Origin of the sequence: Pseudomonas sp. 25 R 14, assembly GCF_900004755.1 — a bacterium.
GTDB classification, from domain to species: Bacteria; Pseudomonadota; Gammaproteobacteria; order Pseudomonadales; family Pseudomonadaceae; genus Aquipseudomonas; species Aquipseudomonas brenneri.
This window is the reverse complement of the sequence record NZ_CVTS01000065.1, coordinates 82,942-103,466: the sequence shown is the minus strand read 5'-3', so window position 1 is coordinate 103,466 and position 20,525 is coordinate 82,942. Positions and strand designations below refer to the sequence as shown.

16 protein-coding genes are annotated in these 20,525 nt (G+C 60.1%); 6 read left to right on the top strand and 10 right to left on the bottom strand.

Going from position 1 to position 20,525, the window contains the following annotated elements:
- Window positions 1–124: 124 nt before the first annotated feature.
- Window positions 125–3,226 carry a transglycosylase domain-containing protein gene (locus BFQ03_RS23765; RefSeq protein ID WP_065944157.1) on the bottom strand — a complete coding sequence of 1,034 codons (3,102 nt, stop codon included), beginning with the start codon at window positions 3,224–3,226 and terminating at the stop codon, window positions 125–127.
- Window positions 3,227–3,714: 488 nt separating this feature from the next.
- On the opposite strand from BFQ03_RS23765, the gene BFQ03_RS23760 reads away from it, so the two are divergent.
- Window positions 3,715–5,133, top strand: a complete 1,419-nt coding sequence (locus BFQ03_RS23760; RefSeq protein ID WP_032859936.1) for an amino acid permease — start codon at window positions 3,715–3,717, stop codon at window positions 5,131–5,133.
- Between the two features lie 188 nt (window positions 5,134–5,321).
- On the opposite strand, the gene BFQ03_RS23755 is transcribed toward BFQ03_RS23760, so the two are convergent.
- From BFQ03_RS23755 to BFQ03_RS23740, 4 genes are all read right to left on the bottom strand, one after another.
- Window positions 5,322–6,455 (bottom strand): OpgC family protein, encoded by a 1,134-nt coding sequence (locus BFQ03_RS23755; protein WP_065944156.1) that lies wholly within the window; start codon window positions 6,453–6,455, stop codon window positions 5,322–5,324.
- 132 nt (window positions 6,456–6,587) lie between these two features.
- Window positions 6,588–6,884 carry a cupin domain-containing protein gene (locus tag BFQ03_RS23750; RefSeq protein ID WP_065944155.1) on the bottom strand — a complete coding sequence of 99 codons (297 nt, stop codon included), beginning with the start codon at window positions 6,882–6,884 and terminating at the stop codon, window positions 6,588–6,590.
- A 58-nt stretch (window positions 6,885–6,942) separates the two neighbouring features.
- Window positions 6,943–7,227: a putative quinol monooxygenase gene (locus tag BFQ03_RS23745; RefSeq protein ID WP_032859933.1), complete on the bottom strand. Its 285-nt coding sequence runs from the start codon at window positions 7,225–7,227 to the stop codon at window positions 6,943–6,945.
- Window positions 7,228–7,239: 12 nt separating this feature from the next.
- Window positions 7,240–8,859, bottom strand: coding sequence for an FMN-binding glutamate synthase family protein (locus BFQ03_RS23740; protein WP_065944154.1), 1,620 nt, complete (start codon window positions 8,857–8,859; stop codon window positions 7,240–7,242).
- Between the two features lie 280 nt (window positions 8,860–9,139).
- Here BFQ03_RS23740 and BFQ03_RS23735 point away from each other — a divergent pair, with 280 nt between their 5' ends.
- Entirely contained in the window at window positions 9,140–9,412 is a 273-nt protein-coding gene (locus tag BFQ03_RS23735; protein WP_032859931.1) for a type B 50S ribosomal protein L31, read from the top strand.
- A 22-nt stretch (window positions 9,413–9,434) separates the two neighbouring features.
- Here the strand turns inward: BFQ03_RS23735 and BFQ03_RS23730 are convergent, their stop codons facing one another.
- The 4 genes from BFQ03_RS23730 to BFQ03_RS23715 form a co-directional block, all read right to left on the bottom strand.
- A complete protein-coding gene (locus BFQ03_RS23730; protein ID WP_065944153.1) occupies window positions 9,435–10,814 on the bottom strand; it encodes an ATP-binding protein in 1,380 nt (459 codons plus the stop codon).
- 2 nt (window positions 10,815–10,816) lie between these two features.
- Complete coding sequence (locus BFQ03_RS23725) at window positions 10,817–12,622, bottom strand: DAHL domain-containing protein (protein WP_065944152.1); 1,806 nt, start codon at window positions 12,620–12,622, stop codon at window positions 10,817–10,819.
- On the bottom strand, window positions 12,619–13,560 hold the full coding sequence (locus tag BFQ03_RS23720) for a cytochrome-c peroxidase (RefSeq protein WP_239695283.1): 942 nt from the start codon (window positions 13,558–13,560) through the stop codon (window positions 12,619–12,621). Before BFQ03_RS23720 ends, BFQ03_RS23725 begins: the two co-directional genes overlap by 4 nt.
- Window positions 13,561–13,623: 63 nt before the next feature.
- Window positions 13,624–15,498: a putative bifunctional diguanylate cyclase/phosphodiesterase gene (locus BFQ03_RS23715; RefSeq protein WP_032859928.1), complete on the bottom strand. Its 1,875-nt coding sequence runs from the start codon at window positions 15,496–15,498 to the stop codon at window positions 13,624–13,626.
- Window positions 15,499–15,752: 254 nt separating this feature from the next.
- Between BFQ03_RS23715 and BFQ03_RS23710 the strand changes: the two genes are divergently transcribed.
- From BFQ03_RS23710 to BFQ03_RS23700, 3 genes are all read left to right on the top strand, one after another.
- On the top strand, window positions 15,753–17,096 hold the full coding sequence (locus tag BFQ03_RS23710) for a response regulator c-di-GMP phosphodiesterase, NosR family (protein ID WP_032859927.1): 1,344 nt from the start codon (window positions 15,753–15,755) through the stop codon (window positions 17,094–17,096).
- 174 nt (window positions 17,097–17,270) lie between these two features.
- Window positions 17,271–17,684 carry an NUDIX hydrolase gene (locus BFQ03_RS23705; RefSeq protein WP_032859926.1) on the top strand — a complete coding sequence of 138 codons (414 nt, stop codon included), beginning with the start codon at window positions 17,271–17,273 and terminating at the stop codon, window positions 17,682–17,684.
- A 25-nt stretch (window positions 17,685–17,709) separates the two neighbouring features.
- Complete coding sequence (locus tag BFQ03_RS23700; RefSeq protein ID WP_032859925.1) at window positions 17,710–18,348, top strand: LysE family translocator; 639 nt, start codon at window positions 17,710–17,712, stop codon at window positions 18,346–18,348.
- Window positions 18,349–18,352: 4 nt separating this feature from the next.
- On the opposite strand, the gene metR is transcribed toward BFQ03_RS23700, so the two are convergent.
- A complete protein-coding gene (gene metR, locus BFQ03_RS23695) occupies window positions 18,353–19,270 on the bottom strand; it encodes a transcriptional regulator MetR (RefSeq protein ID WP_032859924.1) in 918 nt (305 codons plus the stop codon).
- A 182-nt stretch (window positions 19,271–19,452) separates the two neighbouring features.
- Between metR and BFQ03_RS23690 the strand changes: the two genes are divergently transcribed.
- Window positions 19,453–20,472: an alpha/beta fold hydrolase gene (locus BFQ03_RS23690; protein WP_032859923.1), complete on the top strand. Its 1,020-nt coding sequence runs from the start codon at window positions 19,453–19,455 to the stop codon at window positions 20,470–20,472.
- Window positions 20,473–20,525 lie beyond the last annotated feature (53 nt).

Below are 20,525 nucleotides of genomic sequence, written 5' to 3'. Positions count from 1 at the left end.
TGCTCGGAACAGGGGGTGTTGAATGAACAATTCGGGACTGAAAAGTAGACAAGTAACGCCCAGCTGCGAATGCCTTGACGGGCAGGGTATTGGCTCGGGAGCATGCGGAAAAACTTAGTTGCGATTAACCGCCGGCTGTCGGTGGCCGGCACAAGCTCCGGGTGCCGGGTTGTAGGTAAGGCGTCAAAATCGGGGCCATGCCCTTGAGTACTTGTACTGGCAAGGCCGAGGTGAACGTGAAGCCTTGGGCCGAGGCGCCAGGTACGAAGGCGGTCAGGGTGCCGAAGTGATGTTCACCGATGTAGAAGACAAACGTGGCAGTGCGGTTGATCGACTTGGAGCTGAGAATGCGTCCGCCGGCACCGATGGTTTCAATGCGGTTATCCCCGGTACCGGTTTTACCGCCCATGGCCAGCGGCATGCCGTCTGTGAGTTTGAAACTGCCGGAAACCCTTTTCGCCGTTCCCGCATCCACCACTTGCGACAACGCCTCGCGCAAGGCATTGGCGACTTCGCTGGGCATCACGCGTTTGCCGCGATTCGGGTCATTGATCAAGCGGGTTTCATAAGGCGTGGCGGCAGCAAAGTGCAGGCTGTCAATGCGCAGTGTCGGTTGGCGCACGCCGTCATTGAGGATCGTTCCTACCAATTCCGCAAGGGCTGCGGGCTTGTCGCCCGAGCTGCCGATGGCGGTAGCCAGGGACGGCACCAGATGGTCGAAGGGGTAGCCGACGGCCTGCCAGCGTTGATGAATATCCAGGAACGCCTCGATCTCCAGCATGGTGCGGATACGGCTGTCGCGGGCGCTCTTGTGGCGGCTTTTGAAGAGCCAACCATAGACTTCCTGACGCTCGTGCTCGCTGGCGGCGACGGCTTGGGTGAAGGTGGCGTCGGGCTTGTTCAACAGGTAGCCGAGCAGCCACAAGTCCAGGGGGTGGACCTTGGCGATGTAGCCTTGGTCCGGCAGGTCATAGGCGCCGGGGCCGTAGTTTTGATAGAGCTTTTCCAGACGTTCATCGGTGAGCTTTTCCGGGGCCTTGGTGTGGATCAAGTGGGCCCGTACGAAGCTGTTGAAACTCTGTTGACTGGCCTGGGGCAACAGGTAGCGGTGCACGGCGGCCAGCCGGATGGCGGTGGGGTGCATGCTGTCGAGGAAGGTGTCGAGTCGGGCCTGGGTGTCCTTGTTGCGGTACTTTTTCCAGAAGCGCAGTAGAAAGGTAGTGCCCTCGCGGTCGGCGAATTGGGCCAGGTATTCCTGGCGGCGCGGGTCGTTGTCGTCCTTGAGCAACTCGGCACTGTTGTTGGCACCGTGGTAGGTGCTGTAGCGCACCAGGTCGCGCATCAGGCGAATGAACGGCAGGTTGATCGATTCGCGCAGGGCGTCGCGCAAGGTCGGGTTGCGGCCGTTGTCTTCGTTGCGAAAGTTGTGGAAGTGATGCAAACCGCCGCCGGTGAAAAAGCTTTCGCCGGGGCTGGCCGAGTACTGCCGGTTGAGGGCCGCATCGAGCATTTTCGGCAGGCTTTGGTCGCTGTTTTGCGTGAGGTAATCCACGGCCCAGCGGGACAGGCGATCCTGGTCATCGACGTTGACTTTCTTCAGTGCGGCGGGCGCTTGCCCGGCGTAGCGGTCATGCAGTTCGCTGATGATCTGCAGGTAGGTGGTCAGCACCCGCAGTTTGGCGGTGGAGCCCAGTTCCAGCTTGCTGCCTTCATTGATGTCGAAGGGTTGATCGGTGTTGTCGGTCTGTACCCGTACGCGGGCGCCATCGGGTGTCATCTCGTAGAGGTTGAAGCTGTAACGCACCTGGGCCGTGTTGGCTGGGGTCAGCAGGCGCGGCCCGAGCAGGCCGAGTTGTCCGGCGAAGGCGGGGTCGGCCAGGTGTTTGAGGTAGGCGGTGGCCTGGGTTTGCAGGTCGTTTTGCAAGGTGCTGGTGGCGGACAGGTCGAGGCGGTCCAGGTCATACAGCGGGCGTTTGAGCAGGGTCGCGAGGCGGCTGCGGGCGACACTGATGCCTTTGTTGGTTTCGATGGGTTGGATCGTGGGTTGTTGCTGCCAGTCTCGGTAGCTGACCTGGCTGTCGAGCGCGGCTCTGGACAGCGCTGGGTCGATCACACCGTTTTGCGTCAGCAGCCGGATATGACTGTCGGTCAGGTTCGCCAAGTCTGCGTGGCCTTTGGTGAGGTAGTAGGACGGTCGGCGCTGGGCAATCATCAGCGACAACACCTCACGCAGGGCCAGGCCTTTTTGCCCGAGACTGTGCGGATCGTTACCGGCGAGCAGGGCATTGGTCTGCTTGAAATCGGCGCCATACCAGACCCGCAAGCCCTCGGCCATGCCATGCACTTCACCGTGGCCGGGCACGGCAGACAGCGGCACGCTGTTGAGGTAGTCGCGCACAATGTCCTGGCGCGCCTGCAGGTTGTCTGGCCCGTCCTGATAGGCGCGTACGCTGGCAGAAATCATCTGGCGGATTTTCTCGCCACCGCTCAGGGTCAGCCCGTCGGGTGAGTGGCGATACTTCTCCAGTTGTGTGGCCAGGGTGCTGCCGCCGGCGGTCTGCCCCGGCAAATGCAGCAGGCGGGCAATTTGCGACCAGGCCGCCTTGGCAAAACGCGGCCAATCCACCGCCGGGTTGGCCTGGGGCTGGGCGGGGTCGAGCAGGTCGCGGTTCTCGATGAACAGCAGGCTGTTGACGATCACGGGCGGGATATCGGTGAAGTGCTGGTACGCCTGCTGTGGGTAAGTGAAGCGGTACAGCGGTGCGCCCCGGCAATCGGTGATCGACAGGCCGGCCTGGATCTTCTCGGGGTAGGGGATGAACAGGCCGTATTGGCTGTAATCGAGCAGTGCGCTGGAAAAGCGCGCCTGCTGCTGGATCAGGTAGTCACGCTTGATCAGGCGCGGCAGGAACTCACCCAGGGCGCTGTAGCCCAGGCGCTTGTCAAACGGGCCATCACCCGGATAAACGATGGCATCGCTGGCGCCCGGTTGTACCTGGTAGTTCAAGGTCTTGGCGAGTCGACTCAACTCCCGGGCTTGCCAGTAAGAGGTGCGCATTTCCCGATTGGCGGCAAAACCTGCAGCGATCAGCCCGATCACCAGCAGTAGCCAGATCATTCGCCACCCATACCGCCGCTTGCGGGGCCCTTGTGGCAATGGCTGTTCATCCAGGTTGTCGGCGGGGCCCGCAGCCTTGGTCGAATCGGTTTGCCATAAAGCGCCCATAGTCGATTGATCCATTCACGCAGATTGATCGGACTTGAGTGAAGCGTAGACGCTGTTTGAGGTGGACAGGGAATTTGTCGCAATCCCATGGCGGTCACTCTGCGCACAGTGGATGTGTGGTGGTTGAGCGCTACTGACCCACGGACTAGAGCGCTTCGGCTGGGTAAATACGACCAGGGTAGGGGCATGACGATGCACCAATGCTGTGCAATACTCGCCGCCGTTTACGTAAGACGATGCCTACATCGTTCAGGTGATGCCCCTCCGCAGAAGCGGCACTTGCCGAGAAAACTCGCTGAATATTGTTGTTTATAGAGTGAAAAGCCCTGCTTCTGGCTTTTTATACTGCATGCCCCCTGAGCTGGCCGATTTGCGCGGCCAGACGGGTTTACCCACAAGGTGAGCCCGGCAGGACGGTGTCATGGCGACCGGCCGTGCCACTGAACGCTCGGTGGTTCAATCCAATAACAAAATGAGGTTGTATCCCTATGCCAGCTGGCAACCACCTGCCCCATGGCGAGACCGCTTCCGGCGGCCCGCTCAAACGTGAACTGGGTGAACGGCATATTCGCTTGATGGCGCTCGGCGCCTGCATCGGTGTCGGTCTGTTCCTCGGCTCGGCCAAGGCCATTGAAATGGCCGGCCCGGCAATCATGCTTTCCTACATCATTGGCGGCCTGGCGATCCTGGTGATCATGCGTGCCCTCGGTGAAATGGCGGTGCATAACCCCGTCGCCGGCTCGTTCAGCCGTTACGCCCAGGATTACCTCGGCCCGTTGGCGGGCTTTCTCACCGGCTGGAACTACTGGTTCCTGTGGCTGGTGACCTGCGTCGCGGAAATCACCGCCGTGGCGGTGTACATGGGCGTCTGGTTTCCCGATACGCCACGCTGGATCTGGGCCCTGGCGGCGCTGGTCAGCATGGGCACCATCAACCTGATCGCGGTCAAGGCGTTCGGTGAGTTCGAGTTCTGGTTTGCCCTGATCAAGATCGTCACCATCATTGCGATGGTCATCGGCGGCGTCGGCATCATTGCCTTCGGCTTTGGCAATGACGGTGTAGCGCTGGGGATTTCCAACCTGTGGGCCCATGGCGGCTTCCTGCCCAACGGTGTGCAGGGTGTGTTGATGTCCCTGCAAATGGTGATGTTTGCCTACCTGGGCGTGGAAATGATCGGCCTGACCGCCGGTGAGGCGAAGAACCCACAGAAGACCATTCCCAACGCGATCGGCTCGGTGTTCTGGCGGATTCTGCTGTTCTATGTCGGTGCGTTGTTCGTGATTCTGTCGATCTACCCGTGGAATGAAATCGGTACCCAGGGCAGCCCCTTCGTGATGACCTTCGAGCGCCTCGGCATCAAGACCGCGGCTGGCATCATCAACTTCGTGGTGATCACCGCCGCGCTGTCATCGTGCAACGGCGGGATCTTCAGCACCGGGCGCATGCTCTACAGCCTGGCGCAGAACGGCCAGGCCCCGGCAACCTTCGGCACCACCTCCAGCAACGGCGTGCCGCGCAAGGCGCTGCTGCTGTCGATCTTCGCCTTGCTGTTGGGCGTATTGCTCAACTATCTGGTGCCGGACAAGGTGTTTGTCTGGGTCACGTCCATCGCTACCTTCGGTGCGATCTGGACCTGGGTGATGATCCTGCTGGCCCAGCTCAAGTTCCGCAAAAGCCTGAGCCCGGCCGAGCAGAAAGCCCTGAAGTACCGTATGTGGCTATACCCGGTCAGTTCCTACCTGGCCCTGGCCTTCCTGGTATTGGTGGTGGGCCTGATGGCGTACTTCCCGGACACTCGCATCGCGCTGTATGTCGGCCCGGTGTTCCTGCTGTTCCTGACGGTGCTGTTCTACGTGTTCAAGCTGCAGCCGACCCAGGCCAGCCAGGGTTCGCCGCATTCGGCATGATTTGACACACGGCCTGCCCCTTGCGGCAGGCTGGTCGTGTTTCGGCGTCCAGGCCATCCAGGGCCTGGAGGGACTCGATTGCAGATTGCCGGACAGGCCGCCGAGTCATTGTTGAGTGGCATGCGCTCTACCTTTCACGATAAGTGGAGGGTAGATGGACGCATCGCGCATGCAGGCCCGGGGGCTAACTATTTAATCGCGATGGATCGCTGTGCGGCCGACAGGTTCAAGTGCTTGTTGAACTCCAGCCACACCGCTAGCCCGGCCATCAATACCAGCCCCAGCAGGGCGCTGAATATCTGCATCGGCCAGGCATCATCGACCTGGGCGTTGAGCATGTCTGCCAGCGGCGCCAGCAATACCCCCAGGCAGAACACCTCCAGGGAGTAACGGCCCATACGACAGCTTTGTCGGGCCAGCCAGTTCTGGGTCCAGCCGCGACCGGGCAACAGTTTAGCGGTGACGTAGGCCAGGGCGAGGAAGTGCAGCAGGCGCACGGGCGACAGGTCTGTCTTGCTGATGGGGTACAACAGATTGCTCAGGGCTGCTGGCATCACAGCATCGTGGATTTCAGGCCAGCGCCAGGAGAGGGTGATGATACCGGCCAGCAGCACATACGCCGCTGCCGCAAGAAACAATGGCTGCTGGTGCAAGGGCCGGGTTTCAGGCGCCCGTGGCTGGCTGGCGTGAATGGCGGCGGCACCACCGAGTATGAACAGCAATTGCCAGGTCACCGGGTTGAAGTACCACACACCGTCGGCAATCGCCGCCAGGTTCCAGCCCAGCCTGGGGGCCAGTAGATACACAGTCAACGACACCGCGACCACTGCCAGGGGCTTGCGCACCAGCACCGGCAGGGCCAGGGGCAAGCCCAGCAGCAACACAATGTACAACGGCAGCGGGTCCATCAGGTTGGGCTTGAAGCGCAGCAGCAGCTCGTCGGTCAAGGCTTGTTGTGGGTTGGTAATGAAGTGGGTCAGGCCCATTTCCTGGACCAGATCGCGGGTTTCCACCTTGCTGTTGGCGAAGAACACGATGCCCATCAGCATCGCCAGCAAGAAGATATGCACCACATACAACACCCAAGCGCGGCGCATGATTTTCAGGCAGGCCATCCAGTAGCCTTCGCGTTGCAACACCTTGCTGTAGGCCAGCACGGACGCGTAACCGGCGAGAAATACGAAGACCTCGGCGGCATCGCTGAAACCGAAGTTGCGCAGAGTGATCTGGCCGAGAGGGTTGTGGGGCACGTGATCCCAGAAAATGAAGATCAACGCCAGGCCCCGAAAGAAATCGATGCGCGGGTCGCGTCCGTTAAGCATGGCTGCGGGCTCTTGAACAATGGTTTAAATAGCGACGCGCAGGGTCCTGCCGTGCGTCGGGCGGGCGCAGGTTGGCGGTATTTGTAAGCAATTGCAAAGGTTGGGTATTACTGAATGTCTCATGCCTGTCCGCTAGACATCGATGATCAGCAGCGTGCCATGGCTGCCGGCCAGTACCCCATGGGCAATGCCGGCTTCGACCAGATACATCTGCCCGGCGCTCACCTCGACAGTCTGTTTGCCGATGGACAAGCGCAGGCAGCCGCTGATGACCAGCAACCCTTCGTTGTAGTCGTGGGTTTCTTCTGCGTAGGCCTGCTCGTCCATGCGCAGGACCTTGAGCTGCGCAGGGCCGACGTGGCCGACCGGTGATGATTTCCAAGGGGTGGGCAGTTGCCCGGCAAGTGCGGCAAAGTCCAGAAACGGCATGGTGAATCTCCTGGGTTCAACGATGCCGTCGGTGGTCCGGTTCAGCACAGGGCGATAGTCAGAACGCATCCATCAACAACACCCGGCACGGCTTGGCCTGGTACGCGTTGATCTGTGGCACCAACCGGGTGAAGTGCTCGCTCTGGCAGTGAGCATCCAGTGCGGCCTGGTCGGGCCATTGCTCGACAAAGATAAAGTGCCCCGGGTCTTTCTGGTCGACAAACAGATCGTAGGCGATGCACAGCGGTTCCTGGCGGGTTTTTTCCACCAGTTCGGCATACCAGGGCCGCACCGTGTCCAGGTGTTCGGGTTTGATAAAGTCTTCAGCGATTACTTTCAACATCTGATCGGTCCTTCAAGCAGCTATTTCTTCATGGGGCTCGAAACTGTCGGCCCGTGCCATTTGCCACATGCGCGAATAGAACTCGCCGTTCACCTCGCCGGTCAACAGCTCCCCTGGCTTGAGGAACACATGCAACTGTGAGAACAGCTTGATCTCGGTGGCAGACATGCGGCGCACCAAATGCTTGGCCGACAATTGCGATGGATGATCCAGGCCCGCCGCCGCAAGCATTTCCGCCAGGGCCTTGAGGGTGTTGCGGTGGAAGTTGAACACGCGCTGGGCCTTGTCCGGCACCACCAGTGCGCGTTGGCGCAAGGGGTCCTGGGTGGCCACGCCGGTCGGGCATTTGTTGGTGTGACAGCTTTGTGACTGGATACAGCCGATGGCGAACATAAAGCCCCGGGCCGAGTTGGCCCAGTCGGCTCCGATGGCCAGGACACTGGCGATATCGAAGGCACTGACGATCTTGCCGCTGGCGCCGAGCTTGATCTTGTCGCGCAAGTTCAGGCCCACCAGGGTGTTGTGTACGAACAGCAGGCCTTCGCGCAGGGGCACGCCGATATGGTCGGTGAACTCCACGGGCGCGGCACCGGTGCCGCCTTCCTTGCCGTCGACCACGATAAAGTCCGGCAGAATCCCGGTTTCCAGCATGGCCTTGGCAATCCCCATGAACTCCCACGGGTGGCCCAGGCAGAACTTGAAGCCCACCGGCTTGCCGCCGGACAGTTCACGCAACTGGGCGATGAACTGCATCAGCTCGATTGGCGTGGAGAAGGCACTGTGGCGTGACGGCGAGATGCAGTCCTCGCCCATCAGGATGCCGCGGGTCTCGGCGATTTCCTTGGTCACCTTGTGCTTGGGCAGGATCCCGCCATGGCCGGGCTTGGCGCCCTGGCTCATCTTGATTTCGATCATCCGCACTTGCGGGTTTTGCGCCTGCACGGCAAAACGTTCCGGGTCAAAGCGGCCGTCGCTGGTGCGGCAGCCGAAGTAGCCGCTGCCCAGTTCCCAGGTCAGGTCGCCGCCGTTTTCGCGGTGATAGGCGCTGATGCTGCCTTCGCCGGTGTCGTGGGCGAAGTTGCCGAGTTTGGCGCCCTGGTTGAGCGCGCGGATGGCGTTGGCGCTCAGCGAGCCGAAACTCATCGCCGAGATATTGAACACCGACGCCGAGTACGGCTGCGTGCACTGCGGGCCGCCGACCATCACGCGGAACGCGCTGGGGTCGCTCAATGGGGCCGGGCGCATGGAGTGGCCGATGAACTCGAAGCCCGACTGGTACACGTCGATCAGGGTGCCGAAGGGTTTGTCGGCGCTTTCGTTCTTGGCCCGTGAGTACACCAGCGAGCGCTGGGCCCGGGAGAAGGGCAGGGCGTCACTGTCGGATTCCAGCAGGTATTGGCGGATTTCCGGACGGATGCCCTCTACCAGGTAACGGATATTGCCCAGGATCGGGTAATTGCGGCGCACCGCGTGGGGGCTTTGCAGCAGGTCGAACACGCCGATCAGGCTGAGCACGCCGGTCACCAGGGTAATCGGCCAGAGCCATTCGTGTTGGATAAAAGGGAGGCTGGCGAGGGTGAAAATGACACACACGGCAAAAAATGCATAACGGCTAAGCAAGGACAGGCTCATACGGTTTCCTTGGGTTCGGACTCTTTATGACCTGTAGAGGCCGGCTTGCTGGCGATGGCGTTTTTGGTGGCGCTATCGCTGGCAAGCCAGCTCCTACAAGGATCTCCAGGCTATGGATGCCTGTGCTCTCTCACGGAGTCCCAGCTTACGGGGGAGTTCCTTGCCGGGGCAACCGCAGAGAACCGCTGTCTATTTCGGTATTGCAATCCGTTCTCGTTTGGATGCACTATTGCGTTACTGTATAACGTATTAAATCTACCCAGACGCCCTCGGAGGCCCCATGAAAGCTGGTATCCATCCTGACTACCGCAAAGTGCTGTTCCACGATACTGCCGCCGATGTGTTCTTCCTGATCGGCTCCACGGTCGACACGGACCGTACCCACCAACACACCGACGGCAACACTTACCCCTACATGGCCCTCGACGTGTCCAGCGCTTCCCACCCGATCTACACCGGCCAGCAGCGCAAGACCCAGGTTGAAGGGCGGATTGCCGGGTTCAACAAGCGATTTGCTTCGTTTGGTTCGAGTCCGAAGAAAGCCCAGGCCTGACCGATGGCAGGCGCGGCGGGTGTCACGCCGCAGTCTGCCGGATCGGCAGCACCACCCGGAATGTGGTGCCCGTGCCGACTTCACTTCTCACTGAAATCTCCCCATGGTGTTTTTTGACGATGCCGTAGGACAGAGAAAGCCCCAGGCCCGTCCCTTCACCCACCGGCTTGGTGGTGAAAAACGGGTCGAAGATTTTCTGCAGGCTGTGAGGGGCAATCCCGCAGCCGTTATCTGCCACTTCCAGCCAGACCTGATCGCCCTCCACGCCATTGCTGAGGGTGATTGTGCCGCGCTCCGACCCCATGGCCTGGGCTGCGTTGATCACCAGGTTCATCACCACCTGGTTGATTTGTGAAGCCAGGCATTCGATGTCAGGCAGTGGCTGATAGTGTTTGATCACATCCGCCTTGTGTTTGAGTTCACTGGCCACGATATTCAGGGTCGAGTCGATCCCGTGCTGCAGGTTCGCCCATTGCCAATTCTCGTCATTATCGACCCGGGAGAAGTTCTTCAGGTCCTTGACGATCTGCGTCACACGAGCGATCCCGTCCTTGGACTCCCGGATCAGGATCGGAATGTCTTCCTTGAGAAAGTCCAAGTCCAGATCTTTGCGCAGGGCGTTCAATTGCTCAATACATGCTCCAGGCGGTAATGCTTCTTGGGCCTGTTGATAGGCATCAAGCATCCGTTGCAACTGCTTGAAGTAACCGTCCAGTGTGCCGAGGTTGGAGCTGACAAAACCCACGGGGTTATTGATTTCGTGGGCTACCCCGGCAGCCATCTGCCCCAGGGAGGCCAGTTTCTCCGACTGGATCAACTGGCTTTGCAGTTGCTTGCGCTCATCGATTTCCAGCTGCAATGCCTGGTTGCGCTGTTCCACCAACTGCTCCAGATGAATGGTTTTCAGGTTGGCGCGGCGGGCCATATCCCATTTGGTAGCCAGGGTATTGGCCATCTGTTGGACTTCGATGTTGTCGAAGGGTTTTTTCAGGATCAGTAGCCGGTCGTGGGCCTTGAGGCGTGACAGCAACTCCTCCCAGGAATAATCCGAGTAAGCCGTGCACACCACCACCTGCAGGTCCGGGTCGACTTTCCAAAGTTCCTCGATGGTCTGGGCGCCATCCCAACCTTGGGGCATGCGCATGTCGACAAACGCCAGGGCGTAGGGACGGTCGTGTTGCATAGCGCTACACAGCTGTTGCAGGCCTTCCTGGCCGCCATAGGCCGAGTCGAGTTCAAAGGGTTGGGCGAGGGGGGCGGCGGTTGCGCCGAACAGCGTGCTTTCCAGTTCGTCCAGCGCTGGGTTCTGTTTGACGGGCGGCATGAGGATCTTGCGAAAATCTTCGTGGATCGACGGCGTGTCATCAATCAGCAGAATGCGCCGGTTGTGGAGAGAGGGCATGGTCAGTTCTCGGCACGTTCAAGAGGAATATATAAGGTAAACAGGGCGCCCTGGCCGGGGCCGTCGCTGTGTGCGGTCAGGCGGCCATTCATTTCGATGGCGGCCAGGGCGCAGCTGTGCAGACCAAAACCGTGACCTTCCTTGCGGGTGGTGAAACCGTGGGTAAAGATCCGCGTCATGTTTTCTGCGGGGATGCCTTCACCTTCGTCCTTGACGCTGATCTGCAACGTGTCGTCATCCCGGGCGCGGACCGTGAGGGTTATCTGGCGTGGCCGGTCGCTGAGGTTGGACATGGCGTACTTGGCGTTGCTGATCAGGTTCACCAGAATCAACAGCAACCGATGTTTGTCGGCCATGACCTCGGGCACCGGGTGATAGTCCTTGACCACCGTGACATGGTGGCGACTCAAGGCGCCGGAATTCATGCGCAGCGCGTCTTCGACCATGGCGCTGATATGCACGGGCTCCAGCAGTTTGGAGGCGCCAGCATAGGACTGTTGGGTGGAGACGATATCCTTGATGTGGTCGACACTCTTGGTCAATTGCGCCAATTCTTCAGCCATGCCCTGCTGCTCGACAGCGATGGCGTCCACCAATTGGTTCAAATACCCCGGCAGCAATTTGCCCTTTTCGTCCTCCATGAGGAAGGCGCCCAGGTCATGGGGGTGTTCGTTGATCATCTGCATGGCCTTGCCCAACCCAAGGGCCTTGCTGGCCCGTAGTTTACGGGTCACCAGGTCGGCAGACACATTCACGCTGTTGAGCACGTTCCCGACGTTGTGCAACACATTGGTGGCAATTTCTGCCATGCCGGCCTGGCGGGCGCTGTCGAGTAACTCGCTTTGAGCGTCCCTGAGTTCCCGGGTGCGTTCCTCGACCCGTTGTTCGAGGCCTTCGTTGGCAGTCTGCAAGGCCCGGTTGACCCGGTTGATCTCGGCAAAGCTGCGCAACAGGCGAATGGCCAGGTACACCAGCACCAGCATCAGTAACGTCGAAAACACCAGCAGGTAGCGGTGGTATTTCTGATCGCTCAGGTCGGCGACCCGTTGATCCTGATTGAGTTGGTTGGTCAGATCATCCAACTGCTCGGGCAGCGGTATCGCCGCGATGCGCTCCAGCACGCCGTTGACCAAGGGTTGCTCACGCAGGATCAGGGCGATGTGCTTGCTGAGGATCTCCACCGGAGCCTGGAAGTCCTCGGGCAGAAGTTCCTTGTTGATCGTCAGTTTGTTCAGCCCGACGAGTATCTCGGCGGCCTTGTCGTCACTGGTGACCAGAGCGAACTCAAGACTGCTGAGCAATAAGTCATAGGTGTCGGTGGCAATGTTTTGCAATTGCAGTCGTTTGTTGGCGTCCAGCAGGCCGAATTGCGCCTGGATATCGTCCTCGGCGGTCGGCAGGAAAGCCAGGGAGTTGCGCAACAACGCGTTATGGGATTTGAACTGGTCTACCAGTCGCGCTTTTTCCTGGACCGCCTCCCGATAGTTGTTTTGCACAGCTTGCCAGTTGCCTGGATCGGTATGTTGGTGCAAGGACTCGCGCGCTTCCAGCTCGGCCCAAAGGCTGTTCATCTCGTTGAGCGGCGCGACCAGGGGGTCGTAATTGTGGGTCAGGGCTATCCGGGCCTTGAGTACCTCGCTGTCCCATTGTGCGTTCAATTGTTTGATATGGCGGATCAAGTCGCGGGACTGTGTGTAGGTGGTGCTCTGCTCAGACGAGGATTTGACGTATAAAAATACCAGTATCGAGGCCAGCACCAGGGTGATGGCGCCGAGCAGGGACAGGCTGGAGCGGCGACTGAGCTTCATAGCGGTTTGCCTTCCCATTCACCCGTCAGTGTCTTGAGGAACAGGGTAATCCGAGTCTTGTCGTCTGCCGAAGGTGTACGCCCCAACTGGTACTCGAACATCACGTCGACCGCTTCTTCCAGGGTCTTGGCCGAGCTGTCGTGAAAGTAGGGGGCGGTGACGGCGACGTTACGCAGGCTCGGCACTTTGAACACATGGCGATCGTCCTCATCCAGGGTCACCAGGTAGCGCCCCAGGTCGGCTTCAATCGGATTGCCTCGGGCTTCGAAGTAGTCCTTTATCACACCGAACTTCTGGTACATGTTGCCCCCGATATTGACCCCTTGATGACAGGCAATACAACCGTACTCCTTGAATCGCAGGTAACCCTGTTTTTCGTCGTAGCTGAGGACATCGGTGTTGCCCAGCAGGTACTGATCGAAACGTGAATTGGGCGTGATCAGGGTGCGCTCGTAAGTGGCCAGGGCATTCTGCACGTTGGCGGCAGTGACGCCGTCGGGGTAGGCCAGGCTGAATGCGCGTTGATATTCAGGTGCTGCGGCTAGCGTAGCGACTACGGTTTTCCAGTCGTTGCCCATTTCTGCAGGGCTGGTCACCACTTGTTGGATCTGTGCCTCCAGAGTGTCCACCCGGGCGTTCCAGAACTGTTTGAAGTTCAGGCTGGCGTTGAACACGGTGGGGGTGTTGAGCGCCACTGGCTTGCCGTCGAAGCCAAGGGAGAAGGGTTTGTCATCGGCGCCGCCTTTGTCCAGGTGATGGCAACTGGCGCAAGACAGGGTGTTATTGATCGACAGGCGTGTTTCATTGAACAGCCGACGCCCCAGTTCAACGCGGGATGCATCCAGCACCGGTGTTGCAGGCAGGGGTTTGAGTGGCTCATCGAGCGGCGCGGCGAATACCGCGCAACTGCCCAGCCATACACCGGATACAAGGCTTATGACCGGTGCCGACGGGTAACGCAGTGGTGTATTGCTCAACTTCAATTCCTTGTGAGCTGAGGATCATTGACCGGGCATCAGATGATGTGGGCCTGTTTCCAGTAGCAGGGCAAAATCCTCGGCCGCCACGGCTTTGCTGAACAGATAACCCTGGCCTTCCTCACAGTTGCGGGCCTTGAGGAACTCCAGTTGTTCGACTGTCTCCACGCCCTCGGCAATGATATTGAGGTCCAGGCTTTTGCCCAGGCTGATAATGGCACTGATCAGTTGCATGTCCTGGGTGCTTTCGCCCATGCCGCGAATAAACGACTGGTCGATTTTTAGCACATCCACGGGAAAGCGCCGCAGGTAACTGAGGCTGGAGTAACCGGTGCCGAAGTCATCGATGGCCAGCCTTACCCCCATCTTCTTGATTTCGCGCAGGGTGGCAACGGTGTCCTCGACGTTTTGCATCAGCACGCTTTCGGTAATCTCCAACTCCAGCAGTGCGGGCGCCAGGCCCGTTTGCTCAAGTGTGGCGGCAAGGTTGGGGACAAAGTCGCGCTGACGGAAGTCGATGGCCGAGATGTTCACCGAGACGCAAATGGGCGCCAACCCCTGCGCCTGCCAACGCTGTGCCTGTGTGCAGGCCTGGTGTAATACCCATTGGCTCAAGGGCACGATCAGGCCACTGTCTTCGGCCACCGGGATGAAGGCGGACGGGTAAACCCAGCCATGCTCGGGACGATACCAGCGAATCAACGCTTCAGCGCCGACCACTCGCCCGCTTTTCAAGTCCAGTTTCGGTTGGTAGTGCAAGACAAACTCGTCGTGCTCCAGGGCCCATCGAATCGCGGTCTCCAGGGTTTGTTGCCGGCGCGCTATCAGGTTCATGTCTTCGATAAAGAAGCTGAAGTTGCCAGGCCCGTGCTCCTTGACGTTATGCATGGCGGTTTCCGCGTTCTTTATCAACTCAACGGCGTTGAAACTGTCATTGGGGTAAATACTGATGCCAAGGCTGGCGGTGACGCGCAGGTCATGGCCTGCGACATGGCGGGTACGCCCGAGGGCCTTGAGGATCTTCTCGGCAATGCTCATGGTTTGTTGAGGGTGATGAATGTCGTTGAGGATCATCACGAATTCATCGGAGCCATAGCGGAACACCGAGTCGGATTCACGCACCGTTGCCAGCAGATCCTCGCTGATCTGTTGCAACACCTGGTCACCCACCGGGTAGCCCAGTGCATTGTTGACGCGCTTGAAACGGTCCAGGCCAATAAACATCACCGCCAGTTGCGTATCGTGGCGCCGGCCCAGGGCAATGGCCTGGGTCAGCCGGTCGCCGAGCAGCGTGCTGTTGGGCAGGCCTGTGAGAGCATCGTAGTGCAACAAGTGCGAAACCTTGAGTAACTCCTGGACCCGCTCTTCGATCATGCGCTCAAGGCCCAACACTTTGAGTAACGCGTCCTGTGCCAACTGCCATTTCCAGGTCAGGGCACTGGCCATCTGGCGGATCTCCATGTGATCGAACGGCTTTTTCAGGATCAGCAACTGATCATTGAACTTCAAGCGGGCTTCAATCGCTTCGAAGGAGTAGTCGGAATAGGCCGTACACAGGGCGATTTGCAGGTTGGGGTCGATGTTCCATAGCTGTTCGATGGTTTCCAGGCCATCCCATCCCGGCGGCATGCGCATGTCGATAAATGCCAGGGCATACGGTGCGTCGTCAGCCAGTGCCCGAGTGACCAAATCGAGGGCTTCCTGGCCCTGGTACGCAGAGTCCAGGGTATAACGCTGGCGGGTGGTTGGCGCAGTGCCGAACAGGCTTTGCTCTATGCTCTCCAGCGTCTGGTCGGCAATGGCCTCGGCACAGAGGATCTTGCGAAAATCCTGATGGATCGACGCCGTGTCGTCGACGATCAGAATGCGTCGGTTCGTCCCTTCGGGCCGAAGCGTCATGACGTGTACCCATTGGCACGCAACAAAGTGGATGGGCGCATAAGGCTTCCTTTCCTCAATGGCTGGGTTGGGTGAGTCAATCACGGACCTCACCTTCAAGCGTAGTTGGCTCCCTTGAATTCGTCGGCCAGTTGGCGTCAAATCAGCGGCAGTTCACCCTTTGATAGCGTGCGCTGTCTGCCTGGGCCAGCACTGCGTACAGTCGACTGCGGGTGTCAGGGTTCAATTTAGTTCAAGTGTTAGCAGGTGTCGCCATGGATGAGCAGCTCGCTACAGTTTCCCCCTACAAGCCCACTGTTCTACTGGTCGATGATGAAGAATCGATCCTCAACAGCCTGCGCCGCCTACTGCGTGGCCAGCCTTATGAAGTATTGCTGGCTGCAAGTGCTGCCCAGGCCCTGGAGATCATGGCCACCCAGCCCGTGGACCTGATCATGAGCGACGCGCGGATGCCAGTCATGGATGGGGCGACGTTGCTGGCCGAGACCCACCGTCTGTATCCGGCGACGTCGCGCATCCTGCTGACGGGCTACGCTGACCTGACGATGATCATCAAGGCCATCAACGAAGGACAGATCCACCGCTACATCAGCAAGCCCTGGAACGATGAGGAGATGCTCCTGGTGTTGCGCCAGTCCCTGGAGCACCAGCATTCCGACCGCGAGCGGCTGCGCCTGGAGCAACTGACCCGGCAACAGAATGATCAGCTCAAGGCCCTCAACGCCACCCTGGAAAAACGCGTGCTCGCGCGCACCAGCGAGCTGCAGCAGACCGCCGACATGCTTGACCTGGCCTACGATGAACTCAAGCGCAGCTACGTGACCGGCACCGAAGTGTTTTCCCTGCTGGCCAACCTGCGGCTGCCCAAGGAAAAGCAGACCAACCGCCCGTTGATCGAATTGATCCGGGTCTACTGCAGATCCCAGGCGATGGATGAGTCCAGTGTGCGCGACCTGACCATGGCTGCGGCGCTCTACAACGTCGGTAAGTTGAGCTGGACCGACAGAATGATGATCGCCCCCGCTGACCTGCTGCACAGCACCGACCGCGAGCTTTATCGGTCTTACCCGACCCAGAGCGAATCGCTGCTGATGACCCTGGAACCGATGAAGGATGCAGCGCGCATCATCCGCCATCACCAGGAACGCTGGGATGGCAGCGGCTTCCCCGATCACCTCAAGGGCGAGGCGATCCCTGTTGGTTCGCGTCTGTTGAAGCTGGCAGTGGACTTTATCGAGTTGCAACGCGGCTTGATTCTTGAACGGCAGATGAACAGCGACGAGGCGCTGCTGTATATCCGCAAATACGCAGGCCGCCTGTATGACCCGGACATGGTGGAAGACTTCGTCCAGGCCTGTGCGGCGTTTCTCAGTGACGTGACCCTGGGGGACCCGACGGTCAAAGTGCTGGGCACTCGTGAGTTGACCGAGGGCATGGTCCTGGCGCGCAACCTCAATGCCGACAACGGCATGTTGTTGCTCAACGCGGGCAAGGTCTTGAACCTGCCGCTGGTGGACAAGTTGATCGCTTTCGAAGCCATGGAAGGCGCCAAATACAGCGTATTCATCAAGGAACCCGAGGAGCCACAGACCTTGTAGGAGCGAGCTTGCTCGCGAAAAACGTCAACGATAACGCGTGCTTACTGAACGAATGCGGCGCCTGTAAGTTTTTCGTCGGAACGCCGCCCGGAGACAAGCTCGCTCCTACATCGATTGCGAGGAGCAGGGGAGTCATGTGATCCTTTGCGGCCTCTACTCCAAGGCGTTTATTTCATGTCCAAGACCATCCGCATCGCCGCCGCCCTGTTGATCGGCAGCAACGGCCAGACCCTGCTGGTGCGCAAGCGCGGCACCCAGGCCTTTATGCAGCCGGGCGGCAAGATCGATGCGGGCGAGCAACCGGCGCAGGCCCTGGCGCGTGAGCTGCACGAAGAACTGGGGCTGCGTATCGATCCGGCACAAGCGCACTACCTTGGCCACTTCTCGGCTCCGGCGGCCAATGAGCCGGGGTTTACCGTGGAGGCCGAGCTGTTTGAGGTGCGTATCGACGTACCGGTAACCCCCGCTGCCGAGATCGAGGAAGTGCGCTGGATCGACCCGGCGGGCGACGGCGGCCTGCAGTTGGCACCCTTGACACGTGACCTGATCCTGCCGTTCTATCGTGCATCGCTGACCACCACTGCCTGAGCTGTCGGGCGCAAAGGACTGACCCGTGATCCCTCTCAATGACTTGCTGATTTTTGCCGCCGCCTCGCTGCTGTTGGTCCTGACGCCGGGGCCGAACATGATCTACCTGATTTCCCGTTCGATCTGCCAGGGCCGCAAGGCCGGGGTGACGTCGTTGCTGGGGGTGGTCGCAGGGTTCTTTGTGCATTTGTTCGCCGCGGCCGCAGGTTTGACCGCCGTCTTTCTCACGGTGCCAATGGCCTATGAAGTCCTGAAATGGGCCGGTGCGCTGTACCTGTTGTGGCTGGCCTGGCAAGCCGTGAAGCCGGGCGCCCGCTCGCCATTCGAAGCCCAGCAACTGCCTGCTGACTCGCCACGCAAGTTGGTGACCATGGGCTTTTTGACCAGTGCGTTGAACCCGAAAATCGCGGTGTTCTATCTGTCGGTATTCCCGCAGTTCATCACCCCGGAGCACGGTTCGGTCTTTACCCAAAGCCTGATGCTGGGCTTTACCCAGATCAGCGTCAGCTTTGTGGTCAACCTGCTGATCTCTCTGTGCGCCGCCAGCATCGCCGCCTGGTTTATCCACAACCCCACGTGGCTGGCGGTGCAACGCTACTTCATGGGGTTTGTGCTGGCGGCCCTGGCGGTGCGCCTGATGCTGGAGCAACGGCGCAGCGCATAAACAATCAACGCACCGCGCTGACCCCATCCAGGGTCGAAAACGAGGTGTCCTTGGCGGTCAGCAAAAAGTCGCGCATGTACGGCGCATCCAGCATATCGGCACGGATCCCGGCGTACAGCGTGGCGAACAGCCCTTTCTCCCCCAGCCGCTTGGCCTTCACATAGCCTCGCGAGCTGTACTCATGCAGCGCCCAGTGGGGCATGCCACATACGCCGCGGCCGCTGGCCACCAACTGCATCATCATCACCGTCAGCTCTGAAGTGCGGACCTGGGCCGGCTCGACATCGGCCGGTTCCAGGAAACGGGTGAAGATATCCAGGCGGTCGCGCTCCACGGGGTAGGTGATCAAGGTTTCGCTGAGCAGATCCTCGGGCACGATATACGGCTTGTTCGCCAGCGCGTGCTGGTTGGCCACGGCGAGCATCGCTTCGTAGGTGAACAGCGGCACATAGGTGATGCCCGCCAGTTCCAGTGGGTCGGAGGTCACCACCAGGTCCAGGTCACCACGGGCCAGGGCCGGCAGCGGGGCGAAGGCAAAACCGGAGGCCAGGTCCAGTTCTACTTCCGGCCAGGCATCGCGGAACTGATCGATGGTCGGCATCAGCCACTGGAAGCAGCTGTGGCATTCAATCGCCATGTGCAGGCGTCCGGCAGTGCCTCCGGCCAGGCGGGCGATATCCCGTTCGGCACCGCGCAGCAGCGGTAGCGTGGCATCCGCCAGTTGCAGCAGGCGCAAGCCGGCGCTGGTGAAGCGCACGGGCTTGGTCTTGCGCACAAACAGCGGCATGCCCATGCGCTCTTCCAGCTCTTTGAACTGGTGCGAAAGTGCCGACTGGGTCAGGTGCAGTCGCTCGGCGGCTTCCACCAGGCTGTCGGCTTCGCGCAAGGCGTGCAGGGTCTTGAGATGACGGATTTCGAGCACGGGCTCTCCATGAAGACAATTTGTGACAAGTTCGGATAGCGTGAGTTTGTCTCATGTTGCCAACGCTGTCGACCATGACCGCTGGGCGCTCTTCATCAAACTGTCACGTAACTGTGGCAGCGCGCTTGAACAAACTTCATCAGACTCGCGCTCTACTGGGGTTCTGCGTTTCGGTGTTTTTCATGCGCGTGTTGCTTTTACTGGCCGCCTTATTGTTCGGCCTGCCGTCGTTTGCGGCTTCTCGATGTGATGTCAATGTCCCGACTGAACGGGTCGACCTGGACCAGGTGAGCCTGGCGTACCAGAGCATTGGTCGTGCTTCCGATCCGGCCTTGTTGCTGGTGATGGGCCTGGGCGGGCAGTTGATCCACTGGCCCGACGAGGTGGTGGTCGCCCTGTGTCAGCAAGGTTTTCGGGTGATCCGCTATGACAACCGTGACGTCGGCCTGTCCACCTGGCGCCAGGCGCCTGCCAGCGCCAACCTGACCTTTGAAGTGCTGCGCTACAAACTGGGCCTGCCGGTGGCCGCGCCCTACACCTTGACCGACATGGCCGACGACGCCCTGGGGTTGATGGATGCGTTGCAGGTCCGCCAGTTCCATGTGCTGGGGGCCAGCATGGGCGGGATGATCGCCCAGCACCTGGCGGCCATGGCGCCGCAGCGCGTGGAAAGCCTGACCCTGATCATGACCAGTTCCGGCGCCGAAGGCCTGCCGGCACCCAATGCTGCACTGGTGCAATTGCTGTCACGGCGCAGCGCGCCCAACCGCGAAGTGGCCCTGGAGCAACAGGCCGACTTGCTGGCGGCCCTGGGCAGCCCCGAGGTCAAGGATGATCGCCAGGCACTACTGCATCAGGCGGCGCAGTCCTACGACCGGGCGTTCAACCCAGAGGGTGTGAAACGTCAGATCATGGCGATTCTTGCCGAGCCGAGCCGGGTACCCTTGCTCAACCAGTTGCGGGTGCCGACCCTGGTGGTCCACGGCACGGCCGACCCGCTGCTGCCGGTGATGCACGGCGTGCATCTGGCGGCGCATATCCAGGGCAGCCAGTTGCGCTTGATTCCGGGCCTGGCCCATCGTTTCCAGGAGGCGTTCAAGGCACCCTTGCTGGCGGCGGTGTTGCCGTACCTGCAAGCCCACCGCGAGGATGCGACGCATTGGGCGCAGGTTGAGCCCAGGCTACCTTCCAAGGTTTTATGAGAGCGGCCTAGGGGTGTATGGTGCGAACTTTGTGGCGTGTAATGCCTGCGAGG

Excerpts from the sequence above, each read along its gene's own strand:
- BFQ03_RS23755 (WP_065944156.1), bottom strand. The coding sequence starts at position 6,455 with ATGCTTAACGGACGCGACCCGCGCATCGATTTCTTTCGGGGCCTGGCG.
- BFQ03_RS23730 (WP_065944153.1), bottom strand. The coding sequence starts at position 10,814 with ATGCCCTCTCTCCACAACCGGCGCATTCTGCTGATTGATGACACGCCG.
- BFQ03_RS23715 (WP_032859928.1), bottom strand. The coding sequence starts at position 15,498 with ATGACGCTTCGGCCCGAAGGGACGAACCGACGCATTCTGATCGTCGAC.
- BFQ03_RS23710 (WP_032859927.1), top strand. The coding sequence starts at position 15,753 with ATGGATGAGCAGCTCGCTACAGTTTCCCCCTACAAGCCCACTGTTCTA.
- BFQ03_RS23690 (WP_032859923.1), top strand. The coding sequence starts at position 19,453 with ATGCGCGTGTTGCTTTTACTGGCCGCCTTATTGTTCGGCCTGCCGTCG.
- BFQ03_RS23705 (WP_032859926.1), top strand. The coding sequence starts at position 17,271 with ATGTCCAAGACCATCCGCATCGCCGCCGCCCTGTTGATCGGCAGCAAC.
- BFQ03_RS23745 (WP_032859933.1), bottom strand. The coding sequence starts at position 7,227 with ATGTTGAAAGTAATCGCTGAAGACTTTATCAAACCCGAACACCTGGAC.
- BFQ03_RS23725 (WP_065944152.1), bottom strand. The coding sequence starts at position 12,622 with ATGAAGCTCAGTCGCCGCTCCAGCCTGTCCCTGCTCGGCGCCATCACC.
- BFQ03_RS23760 (WP_032859936.1), top strand. The coding sequence starts at position 3,715 with ATGCCAGCTGGCAACCACCTGCCCCATGGCGAGACCGCTTCCGGCGGC.
- BFQ03_RS23740 (WP_065944154.1), bottom strand. The coding sequence starts at position 8,859 with ATGAGCCTGTCCTTGCTTAGCCGTTATGCATTTTTTGCCGTGTGTGTC.
- BFQ03_RS23735 (WP_032859931.1), top strand. The coding sequence starts at position 9,140 with ATGAAAGCTGGTATCCATCCTGACTACCGCAAAGTGCTGTTCCACGAT.
- BFQ03_RS23765 (WP_065944157.1), bottom strand. The coding sequence starts at position 3,226 with ATGGGCGCTTTATGGCAAACCGATTCGACCAAGGCTGCGGGCCCCGCC.
- BFQ03_RS23750 (WP_065944155.1), bottom strand. The coding sequence starts at position 6,884 with ATGCCGTTTCTGGACTTTGCCGCACTTGCCGGGCAACTGCCCACCCCT.